The organism is Pseudomonas sp. DCB_AW (assembly GCF_026240895.1).
Lineage (GTDB): Bacteria > Pseudomonadota > Gammaproteobacteria > Pseudomonadales > Pseudomonadaceae > Aquipseudomonas > Aquipseudomonas kermanshahensis.
The window spans coordinates 1-14,807 of sequence record NZ_JAPFCE010000101.1; the positions used below are offsets into that span (position 1 = coordinate 1).

The window sequence follows — 14,807 nt, forward strand, 5'->3', positions numbered from 1 at the left end:
CCACTGGTCTTAGAAACAGTGGTAATCCTGTGGGAGCGGGTTTACCCGCGAAGAGGCCGGCAGAGGCAACGGAACTCCAGCCCCGCCCACCGCTCCAAGCAACACCCTGTAACGGCCCGGAACGATTTCCGGGCCGTTTTCGTTTAAAGTTCAGTGTTTTGGCAACGTCAGGCAAAGGTAAACCTCTGGTAAAGGGCCTTTGCTAAAACGATGCCAGTGCTTATCGTTCAACCCTCCCAAGTCGTCACTCCGAACAAGGTTCGTTCAACCCATGCAAGCGTCTAATTCCCGCTCCCCCCGTCGCTGGCTCGTCGGCCTGCTGATCCTGCTGCTGGTGGCCTTGCTGGCCTGGTGGCTGTGGCCCGCATCGCCTGCACATAAAGAAGCCAGCAGCGGGCGCATGGGCAAAGGCGGACGCCCAGGTTTCGGGGCTTCCAGCGACCCGGTGCCGGTGCGTGTCGAGCCGGTTCGGGTGGGCGATTTCCCGTTGTACTACAAGGCGCTGGGTACGGTCACTGCGACCAACACCGTCAATGTGCGCAGCCGTGTGGCCGGTGAGCTGGTCAAGATCCACTTCAAGGAAGGCCAACAGGTCAAGGCTGGTGAACTGCTGGCCGAGATCGACCCTCGCAGCTACCGCATCGCCTTGCAGCAGGCCGAAGGCACCCTGGCGCAGAACCAGGCCCAGCTGAAAAACGCCCAGGTCGACCTGGCGCGCTATAAAGGCCTGTATGCCGAGGACAGCATCGCCAAGCAGACCCTCGACACCGCAGAAGCCCAGGTCGCGCAATTCCAGGGCCTGGTCAAGACCAATCAGGCACAGGTCAGCGATGCGCGCCTGAACCTCGATTTCACCCAGATCCGCTCGCCGATCAATGGCCGGGTAGGCCTGCGCCAGCTCGACCTGGGCAACCTGGTGGCTGCCAACGACGCTACCGCGCTGGTGGTCATCACCCAGACCGAGCCGATCAACGTCGCGTTCACCCTGCCAGAAACCGAACTGAGCACCGTGCTGGAGCGCTATCGCAGCGGCGCCAGCCTGCCGGTCGAGGCGTGGGACCGCAGCGACAGCAAGCTGCAGTCCACCGGGGTACTGGGCAGTATCGACAACCAGATCGACACCACCACCGGCACCCTCAAGTTCAAGGGCCGCTTCGAGAACAAGGACCTGGCGCTGTTCCCCAACCAGTTCGTCAATGTGCGCCTGTTGGCCGACACCCTCAAACAGGTGGTGCTGGCCCCGGCCGCGGCTATCCAGTTTGGCAACGATGGCACCTTTGCCTATGTGGTCAACGCCCAGAACACCGTCAATATCCGCAAGCTCAAGGTTGGCGCCAGCGATGGCGAGAACAGCGTGATCGTTGAAGGCCTGGCTGCCGGCGATCGCCTGGTGCTGGAAGGCACCGACCGCCTGCGTGAAGGCACCAAGGTAGAGGTGGTCGAAGACAGCTCGCAGGTGCCAACCACCCCAGGCCAGCACCTGCAGGGCCAGGACGCCAAGGGCTCGGCCCAAGCCGGTGAAGCAGGCAAGGCGGGCGCATGAACCTCTCGCGCCTGTTCATCCTGCGCCCGGTCGCCACCACGCTGAGCATGCTGGCCATCGTCCTGGCCGGCCTGATTGCCTACAAGCTGCTGCCGGTATCCGCGCTGCCGCAGGTCGACTACCCGACCATCCGGGTCATGACCCTGTACCCAGGGGCCAGCCCGCAAGTCATGACCAGTGCGGTCACCGCGCCGCTGGAACGCCAGTTCGGGCAGATGCCGGGGCTGACCCAGATGGCCTCGACCAGCTCCGGCGGGGCGTCGGTGCTGACGTTGCGTTTCAGCCTCGACATGAACATGGATGTTGCCGAGCAACAGGTGCAGGCCGCGATCAACGCTGCCAGCAACTTGCTGCCCAGCGACTTGCCGGCGCCACCGGTCTACAACAAGGTCAACCCGGCCGACACGCCTGTGCTGACCTTGGCCATCTCCTCCAAGACCATGCCGCTGCCCAAGCTCAACGACCTAGTCGACACCCGCGTGGCCCAGAAGCTTGCCCAGATCAGTGGCGTGGGCATGGTCAGCATCGCTGGCGGCCAGCGCCAGGCGGTACGTATCAAGGTCAACGTCGATGCGTTGGCCGCCAACGGCCTCAACCTCGAGGACGTGCGGACGCTGATCGGGGCGTCTAACGTCAACCAGCCCAAGGGCAACTTCGATGGCCCGACCCGGGTGTCGATGCTTGATGCCAACGATCAACTGCGTTCCCCCGCGGAATACGCCAACCTGATCCTGTCCTATAACAATGGCGCGCCGCTGCGCCTGAAGGACGTCGCCGAGATCGTCGATGGTGCGGAAAACGAGCGCCTCGCGGCCTGGGCCAACGAAAACCAGGCGGTGTTGCTGAATATCCAGCGCCAGCCGGGCGCCAACGTCATCGAGGTGGTCGACCGGATCAAGGAACTGCTCCCCTCGATCACCGACAACCTGCCTGCCGGCCTGGACGTGTCGGTACTGACCGACCGCACCCAGACCATCCGCGCCGCGGTCAAGGACGTGCAGCACGAGCTGCTGATCGCCATCGTCCTGGTGGTCATGGTCACCTTTGTGTTCCTGCGCCGTTTCAGCGCCACCATCATCCCCTCGATCGCCGTACCGCTGTCGTTGATCGGCACCTTTGGCGTGATGTACCTGGCCGGGTTCTCGGTCAATAACCTGACCCTGATGGCCCTGACCATCGCCACCGGCTTCGTGGTGGATGACGCCATCGTCATGCTGGAGAACATCTCCCGCCACATCGAAGAAGGCGAAACGCCGATGCAGGCCGCGCTCAAGGGCGCCCGGCAGATTGGCTTCACCCTCATATCGCTGACCTTCTCGCTGATCGCGGTCCTGATTCCGCTGCTGTTCATGGCCGACGTGGTCGGCCGCCTGTTCCGCGAGTTCGCCATCACCCTGGCGGTGGCGATTCTGATTTCCCTGGTCGTGTCGTTGACCCTCACGCCCATGATGTGCGCGCGGTTGCTCAAACGTGAGCCCAAGGAAGAAGAGCAGGGCCGTTTCTACCGCGCCAGCGGCGCCTGGATCGACTGGCTCATCGAACACTACGGCCGTGGCCTGCAGTGGGTGCTCAAACACCAGCCGCTGACCCTGCTGGTGGCCGTGGCCAGCCTGGGGCTCACCGTGGTCCTGTACATCGCCGTGCCCAAGGGCTTCTTCCCGGTGCAGGATACCGGCGTCATCCAGGGTATTTCCGAGGCGCCACAGTCGACTTCGTTCGCCGCCATGAGCGAACGCCAGCAGTCGCTGAGCAAGGTGATCCTGCAGGACCCGGCGGTGCAGAGCCTGTCGTCCTACATCGGCGTGGATGGCGACAATGCCACGCTCAACAGCGGGCGCCTGCTGATCAACCTCAAGCCGCACGGCGAGCGGGATGTGACCGCTGGCGAGGTCATCAGCCGCCTGCAGCCGCAGCTCGACAAGCTGGTGGGTATCCGCCTGTTCATGCAACCGGTGCAGGACTTGAGTATCGAGGACCGGGTCAGCCGCACTCAGTACCAGTTCAGCCTGTCGTCACCTGACGCCGACCTGCTGGCGCAGTGGAGCGGCAAGCTGGTGCAGGCGCTGCAACAGCGCCCAGAGCTTGCCGATGTGGCCAGCGACCTTCAGGACAAGGGCCTGCAGGTGTACCTGGTGATCGACCGCGACATGGCCAGCCGCCTAGGCATCTCGGTTTCGCAGATCACCAACGCCTTGTACGACGCCTTTGGCCAGCGGCAGATCTCGACCATCTACACCCAGGCCAGCCAGTACCGCGTGGTGCTGCAGTCGCAAGCCGCCGCCAGCATCGGGCCGCAGGCCTTGGAGTCGATCCACGTCAAGGCCACCGATGGCGGCCAGGTGCGGCTGTCGGCGTTGGCCCGTATCGAGCAGCGCCAGGCGCAGTTGGCGATCTCGCACATCGGCCAGTTCCCGGCGGTGATGATGTCGTTCAACCTCGCCCATGGCGCGTCGCTGGGCGAGGCGGTCAAGGTGATCGAACAGGTGCAGCAGGACATCGGCATGCCGATCGGCGTGCAGACCCGCTTCCAGGGCGCTGCAGAAGCCTTCCAGGCCTCGCTGTCGAGCACCTTGCTGCTGATTCTCGCCGCGGTGGTGACCATGTACATCGTGCTAGGTGTGCTCTACGAGAGCTACATCCACCCGGTGACCATTCTCTCGACCTTGCCCTCGGCGGCGGTGGGGGCCTTGCTGGCGCTGCTCATCAGTGGCAATGACCTGGGGATGATCGCCATCATCGGCATCATCCTGCTGATCGGCATCGTCAAGAAAAACGCGATCATGATGATCGACTTTGCCCTGGAAGCCGAGCGCAACCAGGGCATGAGCCCGCAGGACGCCATCTACCAGGCCGCATTGCTGCGTTTCCGGCCGATTCTGATGACGACGTTGGCCGCGCTGTTCGGCGCCGTGCCGCTGATGCTGGCGACCGGGTCCGGTGCTGAGCTGCGCCAGCCGCTGGGCCTGGTGATGGTGGGCGGGCTGTTGGTCAGCCAGGTGCTGACACTGTTCACCACGCCGGTCATCTACCTGTACTTCGACCGCCTGGCCCGTCGCTGGCGCCCGGCCACTGATGCCAAGCAGGCTGAGGCATGAACCTGTCCGGACCGTTTATTCGTCGCCCGGTGGCGACGATGCTGCTGAGCCTGGCGATCATGTTGCTGGGCGGCGTCAGCTTCGGCCTGTTGCCGGTTGCGCCGCTGCCGCAGATGGACTTCCCGGTGATCGTGGTGCAGGCCAACCTGTCCGGCGCCAGCCCTGAGGTGATGGCCGCCACGGTGGCCACGCCTTTGGAACGCAAGCTGGGCAGTATCGCGGGCGTCACTACGCTGACCAGTAGCTCTAACCAGGGCTCGACGCGGGTGGTCATCGGCTTCGAAATGGGCCGTGACATCGACGGTGCGGCGCGTGAGGTGCAGGCGGCGATCAACGCCACCCGTAACCTGCTGCCCAGTGGCATGCGCAGCATGCCGACTTACAAGAAGATCAACCCCTCGCAGGCACCGATCATGGTGCTGTCGTTGACCTCTGACGTGCTGAAGAAAGGCCAGTTGTACGATTTGGCTGACACCATCCTGTCCCAGAGCCTGGCCCAGGTATCCGGGGTAGGGGAGGTGCAGATCGGCGGCAGTTCGCTGCCCGCCGTGCGCATCTCGGTGGAGCCGCAGTTGCTCAACCAGTACGGCCTGTCGCTGGACGAGGTGCGTACCGCCGTGTCCAACGCCAACCAACGCCGGCCCATGGGCTTCGTCGAGGATGCCGAGCGCAGTTGGGAGGTGCGGGCGAATGACCAGTTGGAAACGGCGAAGGACTACGAGCCGGTAGTGATACGCCAGCAGAACGGCACCATCCTGCGCCTGTCCGACGTGGCCACCCTCACAGACAGCGTTGAAAACCGCTACAACAGCGGCTTCTTCAACGACCAGAGCGCGGTGTTGCTGGTGGTCAACCGGCAGACCGGCGCCAACATCATCGAGACAGTCGACCAGATCAAGTCGCAGTTGCCGGCGTTGCAGTCGTTGTTGCCAGCCAGCGTGCAGCTGAATGTGGCTATGGACCGCTCGCTGGTGATCAAGGCCACCCTCAAGGAGGCCGAGCACACGCTGCTGATCGCGGTAGGGCTGGTGATTCTGGTGGTCTACCTGTTCCTCGGCAGCCTGCGTGCCTCGTTGATCCCGAGCCTGGCAGTGCCGGTATCGCTGGTGGGCACGTTCGCGGTCATGTACTTGTGCGGTTTCTCCCTCAACAACCTGTCGCTGATGGCGCTGATCCTGGCCACGGGCCTGGTGGTGGACGACGCCATTGTGGTGCTGGAGAACATCTCCCGGCACATTGAGGACGGCCAGCCGCCGATGCGTGCGGCGTTCCTCGGTGCCAAGGAAGTGGGCTTCACGCTGCTGTCGATGAACGTTTCGTTGGTGGCGGTGTTCGTCTCCATTCTGTTCATGGGGGGTATCGTACGTAGCCTGTTCCAGGAGTTTTCCATCACCCTGGCGGCTGCAATCATTGTCTCGCTGGTGGTCTCGCTCACCCTCACGCCGATGCTCTGCGCCCGTTGGCTGAAACCGCACCAGGCCGAACAGAGCCGCCTGCAGCGCTGGAGCGACAAGGTTCATCAGCGCATGGTCAACGGCTATGACCGCAGCCTCGGCTGGGTGCTACGGCACAAGCGCCTGACCTTGCTGAGCCTGCTGGCCACCATCGGTATCAACATCGCGTTGTATGTGGTGGTGCCCAAGACGCTGATGCCGCAGCAGGACACCGGCCAATTGATTGGCTTTATCCGTGGTGACGATGGCCTGTCGTTCAGCGTGATGCAGCCGAAGATGGAAACCTACCGCCGCGCCTTGCTGGCCGACCCTGCGGTGCAGAGTGTTGCTGGCTTCATCGGCGGCAACAGTGGCACCAACAATGCGATGGTGATTGTGCGCCTGAAGCCGATCAGCGAACGCAAGATGGATGCCCAGAAGGTGATCGAGCGCCTGCGCAAAGAGATGCCCAAGGTGCCCGGCGGGCGGCTGTTCCTGATGGCCGACCAGGACCTGCAGTTAGGTGGCGGTGGGCGTGACCAGACGTCGTCGCAGTACCTCTATACCTTGCAGAGTGGCGACCTGGCGGCCCTGCGCGAGTGGTTCCCGAAAGTGGTCGCGGCGGTGCGCGCATTGCCCGAACTGACCGCCATCGACGCCCGTGATGGCGCGGGTACCCCGCAGGTTACCCTGGTGGTCGACCGTGATCAGGCCAAGCGCCTGGGCATCGACATGGACATGGTGACCACGGTGCTCAACAACGCCTACAGCCAGCGGCAGATCTCGACCATCTACGACAGCCTCAACCAGTACCAGGTGGTGCTGGAGATCAACCCGAAATACGCCTGGGACCCGAGCACGTTGGAACAGGTGCAGGTGATCACCAGCGACGGTGCCCGCGTGCCGTTGTCGACCATCGCCCACTACGAAAACAGCTTGGCCAATGACCGAGTCAGCCACGAAGGGCAGTTCGCTTCCGAAGACATCGCCTTCGACGTCGCCGAAGGCTACAGCCCCGACCAGGCCATGGCTGCAGTGGAGCGGGCGGTGGCCAAGCTTGGCCTGCCCGAGGAAGTCATCGCCAAACTCGGTGGCACCGCCGACGCCTTTGCCAAGACCCAAGAAGGCCAGCCCTTCATGATTCTGGGCGCGCTGGTGCTGGTGTACCTGGTGCTGGGCATTCTGTATGAAAGCTACATTCACCCGCTGACCATTCTGTCGACCCTGCCCTCGGCCGGCGTCGGTGCCTTGCTGGCGCTCTACGTCACCGGAGGCGAGTTCAGCCTGATCTCGCTGCTGGGCCTGTTCCTGCTGATTGGCGTGGTGAAAAAGAACGCGATCCTGATGATCGACCTGGCCCTGCAGCTGGAGCGCCAACAAGGCCTGTCGCCGGAGGAATCGATCCGCCGCGCCTGCCTGCTGCGCCTGCGGCCGATCCTGATGACCACCCTGGCGGCCATCCTCGGCGCCTTGCCGTTGCTGGTGAGCCGTGCCGAGGGGGCGGAAATGCGCCAGCCTTTGGGCTTGACCATCATCGGCGGCCTGGTCTTCAGCCAGATCCTCACCCTTTATACGACGCCGGTGGTCTACCTGTACCTCGACCGCCTGCGTCACCGTTTCAACCATTGGCGCGGCGTGCGCACCGACGCCGCTCTGGAAACCCCGCTATGAATTTTGCCCAGACACCGCTTCACCGTGCCCTGCAGTCATTGACCCTGGGGCGTGGCTCGCGTCTGCTCGGCGCCAGTTTGTGCGTGGCGCTGCTCAGTGCCTGTACCCTGAGCCCGGACTACCACCGCCCCGAGCTGAGCACCCCGGCGCAGTACAAGCAGGCCGAGGGCTGGACCCAGGCCAAGCCCTCGGACGCGATCGCCCGTGGCGCCTGGTGGGAAGTCTACGGCGATGCCGGGCTCAATGCGCTGGTCGAAGAGCTCAACCGCAGCAACCAGACGGTTGCGCAGTCGGAGGCCCAGTACCGTCAGGCCCAGGCCCTGGTGCGCAGCAGCCGCGCCGCGCTGTTCCCCAGCCTGGACTTGAGCGCCAGCAAGAACCGCTCTGCCCAGGGGACTGGCAGCTCGAGCTCCAGCCTGTCGAACAACAGCAGCGGCATCCGTAACACCTACAACACCCAGCTCGGTGTGAGCTGGGAGATCGACCTGTGGGGCAAGCTGCGCGAGACGTTGAACGCTAACGAAGCCAGTGCCGAAGCCAGTTTCGCTGACCTTGCCTCGATCCGCCTGAGCCAGCAGTCGGAGCTGGTGCAGAACTACCTGCAGTTGCGTGTGATCGACGAGCAGAAGCGCCTGTTGGAAGCGACCGTGGCCACCTACGAACGCTCGCTGCGCATGACTGAAAACCAGTACCGCGCCGGAGTGTCTGGCCCGGATGCGGTGGCGCAGGCGCGCACGCAGCTGAAAAGCACCCAGGCGGACCTGATCGACCTGATCTGGCAGCGTGCGCAGTTCGAAAATGCCATTGCCGTGTTGCTGGGCAAGGCCCCGGCGAATTTTGCCCTGGCAGACAGCAAGACCATACCGGCGCTGCCGCAAATTCCAGTGACGTTGCCCTCGCAGTTGCTCGAACGCCGCCCGGACATTGCCTCGGCCGAGCGCAATGTGATGGCAGCCAATGCCAATATCGGCGTATCGCGGGCCGCTTACTTCCCCGACCTGAGCCTGAGCATGAGTGGCGGGTATTCCAGCAGCAGCTTCAGCAACTGGATCGAACTGCCGAACCGTTACTGGTCGGTGGGGCCTTCGCTGGCCATGACCTTGTTCGATGCGGGCAAGCGCAGCGCCGAGGTGGACCGCACCGTGGCGGTGTACGACCAGACCGTGGCGCAGTACCGCCAGACCGTGCTGGATGGCTTCAAGGAAGTGGAGAACTTCCTGGTGCAGCTGAAGGTGTACGGCGATGAAGCGGTGGTGCGCCAGGAGGCACTGGACGCGGCGCGTGAGTCGCTGCGCCTGACTGAAAATCAGTACCGTGCAGGGCTGATCGGCTACCTGGATGTGGTGAACGTGCAGACCACCGCGCTGAGCAACGAGCGCAGTGTGCTGAACCTGCTGCAGGGGCGGTTGGTGGCCAGTGTGCAACTGATTGCCGCGCTGGGCGGCGGCTGGGATGCCGAGCAGGCGTTTGCCGAACAGGAGTGATGGCCGGCCATTCATGCTGGGCTATAAGCGCCACTTCGTGGACTCATGCCTCGATCAAGGAGCAGCCTTGTGCTGCGAAGAGGCCCTTACGGCTACTACATCTTTGCCAGGCATACGGGCCTCTTCGCAGCACAAGGCTGCTCCTACAAAGACGTGCGCATGACTGGGCTTTGGTAGCCGCTGAGTCTTACGTGCGGGCCTTGAGGATCACGAACTTCGCATTGAACATAGGGGTTTAGCCCTTCCTTGTAGGAGCAGCCTTGTGCTGCGAAGAGGCCCTAACGGCTAATACATCGCTACCAGGCATACGGGCCTCTTCGCAGCGCAAGGTACGTATGCCCAGCCGTGGCATCCCAGCACTTGGATCCATTCCCATTCGCAAAAACCCCGTGCGTTTCGCCAAAGCTTGAGTACAATCGTCAGCTTTTTCCGGGCCCCCTGGCCCGTCGCTGGAACTCCCAATGCTGACCGGTAGCTACTCCTCTTCGCTGGTGTTGATTTCGCTGTGCGTGGCGATCCTGGCGTCCTACACCGCCCTTGACCTGACCGGCCGTATCGCGACGGCCAAGGGCAGGGCTGTGCACCTGTGGATGGGGGGCGGTGCGTTGGCCATGGGGGTCGGCGTGTGGTCGATGCACTTCATCGGCATGCTCGCGTTCAGCCTGCCCATCGACCTGGGCTACGACCTTGGCCTGACTGCGTTCTCGCTGTTGATTGCGGTGCTGTCGTCAGGCTTTGCTTTGTGGCTGGTAAGCCAGCCGAGCCTGCCCTGGCTGCAGCTGGGCTTTGGCGCGTTGATCATGGGCGCGGGCATCAGTTGCATGCACTACACCGGCATGGCCGCGCTGCGCATGCTGCCGGGCATCGACTATGACCCTACGCTGTTCGGCGCCTCGCTGATGATCGCCGTGGGCGCCTCGGCAGCGGCGTTGTGGATCGCGTTCCGCTTGCGCAAGCACACCCCTTACGTCCGGCAGATTCGTGGCCTGGCAGCAGTGATCATGGGGATTGCCATCGTCGGTATGCACTACACCGGCATGGCCCCAGCCAATTTCCCCGAGGGCAGTTTCTGTGGTGCGCTGGCCAGTGGGCTGCAAGGCGACGGGCTGGTCTACCTGGTGTTGATCACCACCCTGGCAGTGCTGGCGGTAGCTTTGTTGACCTCGGTACTGGACGCACGCCTCGAAGCGCGCACGGCGGAACTGGCCCGTTCGCTGACCCTGGCCAACCAGGAACTGACCCAGCTGGCCCTGCACGACACGCTCACCGACCTGCCCAACCGCACCTTGTTGGCCGACCGCATCGAGCAAGCCATCGCCAAGGTGGCGGAGCAGGGCGGTTGTTTTGCGCTGATGTTCATCGACCTGGATGGCTTCAAACCGGTCAACGATGCCTTTGGTCACCACGTCGGCGACTTGCTGCTCAAGGCCGTCGCGGCGCGCCTGCGCGGCCATTTGCACAGCCAGGACACGCTGGCGCGCATTGGTGGCGACGAGTTCGTGTTGCTGGTGGAGTTGCAGGAGCCCAACGATGCCATGGATGTGGCGGTCAAGCAGGTCAACCTGGTGTCGCGGCCGTTCCGCGTCGCCGAGCATGATTTGCAGCTCACGGCCAGCCTGGGGATCGTCTTGTACCCCGGCAATGGCCAGGATCAGCACGAGTTGCTGCGCAATGCCGATGCCGCGATGTACCACGCCAAAAGCGCCGGTAAAAACGGCTACAGCTTCTTCGACGTGTCGATGAACAGCAATGCCCGGCAGCAACTGCAGTTGCTGCAGGACCTGCGCCAAGCCCTGGAGCAGCGCCAGTTCCGCCTGCACTACCAGCCCAAGTTCGATGCCCAGGCCTGCCAGCCGATCGGTGCCGAAGCGCTGCTGCGCTGGGAGCACCCACAGCAGGGCCTGCTGCTGCCTGACCGGTTCATCGGCCTGGCGGAAAAAACCGGCCTGATCATCCCGATTGGCGAGTGGGTGCTCGACGAAGCCTGCCGGCAGATGCGCCAGTGGCTGGACCAGGGCCACCAGGGGTGGCGTATGGCAGTCAATTTGTCGGCCATCCAGTTTTGCCATGCGGGGCTGGTCGACAGCGTGGCCCGGGCCCTGCGCGAAAACGGCCTGCCGGCCAATTGCCTGACCCTGGAGATCACCGAGACCACCGCCATGCATGATGCCGATGCCAGCCTGACGGTGTTGCAGCGCCTGTCTGACATGGGCGTGGACCTGTCCATCGATGACTTCGGCACGGGCTATTCCAGCCTCATGTACCTGAAGCGACTGCCGGCCAACGAACTGAAGATCGACCGGGGGTTTGTGCGTGACCTGGAGCAGGACAGCGATGACGCCGCGATCGTCTCGGCGATTGTCGCACTGGGCCAGGCGCTGGGCTTGCGCATCGTTGCCGAAGGGGTAGAGACGGACAAGCAGCAAGACTTCCTCACCCGCCTGGGGTGCGATTCGCTGCAGGGTTATCTGCTCGGGCAACCGGTGCCGGCCGAGCAATTCATGGGCAAATTGCAGGCCATGCGGGAGACGCCTGAGGTGGCAGTCTAGCCTGCGTCGCGCAGGGCGAAGACGGGTACGAAGGCGTCCATCTCAGCCTCGACCGCTTCAATGATGCGCTCGACATCCGCAGCGGCCATGATCGCAGCGCAGGGGATGCCGGCAATAGCCAGCAAGGTTTCTCCGGTGGCGCGATCGAACAGGCGCGCGATCATGCTGCGCGGTGCATCCATGCTGGCTTCGAAGCCGAGCGGGTGGAAATGCCAGCGCATCACCTGGCAGGCGTTCGGGAACGTCATTTTGTTCATGCCAGCCTCCTTGTCCGTACCTGGACGCGGTGAGCGGGAGGCCGCGTGCACGGCCGCCGGGAATGTAACCATAGCACCTGCCACGCCATTGCCCAGGGTGGGAATACGCCGGAATCGTTGAGGTTTGACCCAGGTCACATTGCTATTATGGCCGCCATCCACCGGCAGCTCGCCTGGCAAACGTTTTCCTTGCGGGGTGCTGCAGGTAACGGCCACATTTACCGCACAGGGTTTTCGGACGAGCGGTGCGTACTACCCCAGCAGGCCGGCCGCAATGTTGATGGTGAACCCCAGAATGGCGGTGTTGAACACGAACCCTACCACTGAATGTGCCAGCACCACCCGGCGCAACCCCCTGCCAGCGACGCCGACATCGGACGTTTGCACCGCCACACTGATAGTGAACGAGAAGTAGTGAAAGTCCCAGTAATCCGGGTTGCGCTCGCCATCGGCGAAGCGCAGCGGGGGCTCATGGTTCTGGCCGGTATAGAACAGCCGGGCATAGTGCAGGCTGAAGATGCAGCCGATCAACAGCCAGGAGCCGGCCACAGTCAACCCGGTGTACAGGTAGTGCAGGGCCAGGGCGCTGCCTTGCAGGCCGCGGCTGGAGACCAGTTGCAAGGTGATCGCGGCCAGGCTGGCGATGGCAGCGATGCAGACGGTGAGCAGGACCAGGCCGGCGTTCTCATCCTCGACCTGGGCAACTTTGCGGACCTTTTCCGGGTTGGCGCTCCAGGTAAGCCACAGGACCAGCAGCAGGTAGAGCCAGACGCCGAGGTTCCAGCCGACCAGAATGTGCTGGACCGTGTCACCGGCAGGGATCAGCCAGGCGCCGATAATGCCGACCAGGGTGGCTAACGTGAGGCGAGGGTGGGTACGTGTCAGGCGGTGAAAAGCCATGGGGCCTCGTTGCCAGGGAGTGGTGGCTAATACTCTAGACCATTGCCCGCTGCTGGCGGCTTTCATCGCGTCGCCCGTCGCGCGGCGTTGCAACTCTCAGTACACTGCACGTTCCAACACCAACATTCGTTGAACTCGAGGTTTCTGCATGACGCTCAGTCCTTTGGCAGGCAAGCCGGCTCCGGCCAGCGTGCTGGTCGATATCCCCCGACTGCTCACCGCTTACTACACCGGCCGCCCCGATGCTGGCGTGGTGGCCCAACGGGTGGCTTTCGGCACCTCAGGGCACCGCGGCACCTCGCTGGAGCTGAGTTTCAACGAGTACCACGTACTGGCCATTACCCAGGCCATCTGCCTGTACCGCCAGGAGAAGGGCATCGATGGCCCGCTGTTCATTGGCGCCGACACCCATGCGCTGTCGGCACCGGCCACGGCCAGTGCCCTGGAAGTGCTGGCGGCCAATGGCGTGCAGGTGATGCTGTCCAAAGACGACGAGTACACGCCGACCCCAGCGGTATCCCACGCCATCCTGTGCTACAACCGTGGCCGCGAGCAGGGCCTGGCCGATGGCATCGTCATCACGCCGTCGCACAACCCGCCGCAAAGCGGTGGCTTCAAGTACAACCCGCCCAATGGCGGCCCAGCCGACAGCGACGTGACCAAGTGGGTCGAGGCCAAGGCCAACGAGCTGCTGGCTGCGAACCTGGCTGGCGTCAAACGCATGGACCATGCCCAGGCTCTGAAGGCTGCCACCACGCACCGCCACGACTACGTGAGCCACTACGTGGCAGACCTGGGCAATGTCATCGACTTCGACGTGATTCGCAGCGCCAACCTGCGCCTGGGCGTCGACCCGCTGGGCGGCGCCGGGGTTAACTACTGGTCGGCGATTGCCGAGCATTACAAGCTGAACCTGGAAGTGGTCAACAGCGAGGTCGACCCGACCTTCCGCTTCATGACCGTCGACTGGGACGGCCAGATTCGCATGGACCCATCCTCGCCCTACGCCATGCAGGGCCTTATCGGCCTGCGCGAGCGCTTTGACGTGGCCTTTGCCTGCGACCCGGACCACGACCGCCACGGCATCGTCACCCCGGATGGCCTGCTGCAGCCGAACAACTACCTGGCCGTGGCCATCGACTACCTGTTCCGCCACCGCCCGCAATGGCGCAGCGACGCAGCCGTGGGCAAGACCGTGGTGTCCAGTGGCCTGATCGACCGCGTTACCGAGCGCCTGGGCCGTAAATTGTTCGAAGTGCCGGTGGGCTTCAAGTTCTTCGCCCAGGGCCTGTTCGACGGGTCGTTGGGCTTTGGTGGCGAGGAGAGCGCGGGGGCTTCGTTCCTGCGGCGCGATGGGTCGGTCTGGGCCACTGACAAGGACGGTTTGATCCCGGCCTTGCTGGCCGCCGAGATGACCGCACGCACCGGTCGCAACCCGAGCCAGGCTTATGCCGACCTGACCGCAGCACTGGGCAAGCCGTACGCCACGCGCGTCGAGGCCAAGGCGGATGCTCGGCAGAAGGCGTTGTTGAGCAAGCTGGCACCTGAGCAGGTCAAATCGACAGAGCTTGCTGGTGAGCCAATCGTGCAGATCCTCAGCCATGCGCCGGGTAACGGCCAGGCGATTGGCGGGTTGAAAGTGATGACCGCCAACGGCTGGTTTGCCGCACGGCCGTCGGGCACCGAGGACATCTACAAGATCTACGCCGAAAGCTTTATCGACGAGGCACACCTGCAGCGCCTGGTGCAGGAAGCGCAGGTGTTGGTGGACGCGGCGATCGCCTGATTGTACTCAAGGGGCTGCCTTGCAGCCCATCGCCGGCAAGCCGGCTCCCACAGGGTCTTCGCAAGGTCTGAGCCTGCGCAGTTACCTGT

8 protein-coding genes are annotated in these 14,807 nt (G+C 63.7%); 6 read left to right on the plus strand and 2 right to left on the minus strand.

Features of this window, described 5'->3' with window-relative positions:
- Window positions 1–271: 271 nt before the first annotated feature.
- The 5 genes from OO306_RS26555 (at window position 272) to OO306_RS26575 (ending at window position 11,775) form a co-directional block, all read left to right on the plus strand.
- On the plus strand, window positions 272–1,543 hold the full coding sequence (locus tag OO306_RS26555; RefSeq protein WP_027593594.1) for an MdtA/MuxA family multidrug efflux RND transporter periplasmic adaptor subunit: 1,272 nt from the start codon (window positions 272–274) through the stop codon (window positions 1,541–1,543).
- Complete coding sequence (locus OO306_RS26560) at window positions 1,540–4,638, plus strand: MdtB/MuxB family multidrug efflux RND transporter permease subunit (protein ID WP_027593593.1); 3,099 nt, start codon at window positions 1,540–1,542, stop codon at window positions 4,636–4,638. The genes OO306_RS26555 and OO306_RS26560 overlap by 4 nt, the downstream gene beginning before the upstream one ends.
- Window positions 4,635–7,742 (plus strand): efflux RND transporter permease subunit, encoded by a 3,108-nt coding sequence (locus tag OO306_RS26565; RefSeq protein WP_027593592.1) that lies wholly within the window; start codon window positions 4,635–4,637, stop codon window positions 7,740–7,742. Before OO306_RS26560 ends, OO306_RS26565 begins: the two co-directional genes overlap by 4 nt.
- Window positions 7,739–9,226, plus strand: coding sequence for an efflux transporter outer membrane subunit (locus OO306_RS26570; protein WP_027593591.1), 1,488 nt, complete (start codon window positions 7,739–7,741; stop codon window positions 9,224–9,226). The genes OO306_RS26565 and OO306_RS26570 overlap by 4 nt, the downstream gene beginning before the upstream one ends.
- 461 nt (window positions 9,227–9,687) lie before the next feature.
- Window positions 9,688–11,775: a bifunctional diguanylate cyclase/phosphodiesterase gene (locus tag OO306_RS26575; protein WP_265970282.1), complete on the plus strand. Its 2,088-nt coding sequence runs from the start codon at window positions 9,688–9,690 to the stop codon at window positions 11,773–11,775.
- Here the strand turns inward: OO306_RS26575 and OO306_RS26580 are convergent.
- Together OO306_RS26580 and OO306_RS26585 are read right to left on the minus strand one after the other, a co-directional pair.
- On the minus strand, window positions 11,772–12,032 hold the full coding sequence (locus OO306_RS26580; RefSeq protein WP_027593589.1) for a DUF1652 domain-containing protein: 261 nt from the start codon (window positions 12,030–12,032) through the stop codon (window positions 11,772–11,774). The genes OO306_RS26575 and OO306_RS26580 overlap by 4 nt on opposite strands.
- Before the next feature lie 252 nt (window positions 12,033–12,284).
- On the minus strand, window positions 12,285–12,932 hold the full coding sequence (locus OO306_RS26585; RefSeq protein ID WP_265970283.1) for a DUF1345 domain-containing protein: 648 nt from the start codon (window positions 12,930–12,932) through the stop codon (window positions 12,285–12,287).
- 148 nt (window positions 12,933–13,080) lie between these two features.
- On the opposite strand from OO306_RS26585, the gene pgm reads away from it, so the two are divergent.
- Entirely contained in the window at window positions 13,081–14,718 is a 1,638-nt protein-coding gene (pgm, locus tag OO306_RS26590; protein ID WP_265970284.1) for a phosphoglucomutase (alpha-D-glucose-1,6-bisphosphate-dependent), read from the plus strand.
- Window positions 14,719–14,807: the final 89 nt, after the last annotated feature.

What these genes read in the sequence shown, in the direction of transcription:
- OO306_RS26555 (WP_027593594.1), top strand. Translation starts at nt 272, where the DNA reads ATGCAAGCGTCTAATTCCCGCTCCCCCCGTCGCTGGCTCGTCGGCCTG.
- OO306_RS26560 (WP_027593593.1), top strand. Translation starts at nt 1,540, where the DNA reads ATGAACCTCTCGCGCCTGTTCATCCTGCGCCCGGTCGCCACCACGCTG.
- OO306_RS26565 (WP_027593592.1), top strand. Translation starts at nt 4,635, where the DNA reads ATGAACCTGTCCGGACCGTTTATTCGTCGCCCGGTGGCGACGATGCTG.
- OO306_RS26570 (WP_027593591.1), top strand. Translation starts at nt 7,739, where the DNA reads ATGAATTTTGCCCAGACACCGCTTCACCGTGCCCTGCAGTCATTGACC.
- OO306_RS26575 (WP_265970282.1), top strand. Translation starts at nt 9,688, where the DNA reads ATGCTGACCGGTAGCTACTCCTCTTCGCTGGTGTTGATTTCGCTGTGC.
- OO306_RS26580 (WP_027593589.1), bottom strand. Translation starts at nt 12,032, where the DNA reads ATGAACAAAATGACGTTCCCGAACGCCTGCCAGGTGATGCGCTGGCAT.
- OO306_RS26585 (WP_265970283.1), bottom strand. Translation starts at nt 12,932, where the DNA reads ATGGCTTTTCACCGCCTGACACGTACCCACCCTCGCCTCACGTTAGCC.
- pgm (WP_265970284.1), top strand. Translation starts at nt 13,081, where the DNA reads ATGACGCTCAGTCCTTTGGCAGGCAAGCCGGCTCCGGCCAGCGTGCTG.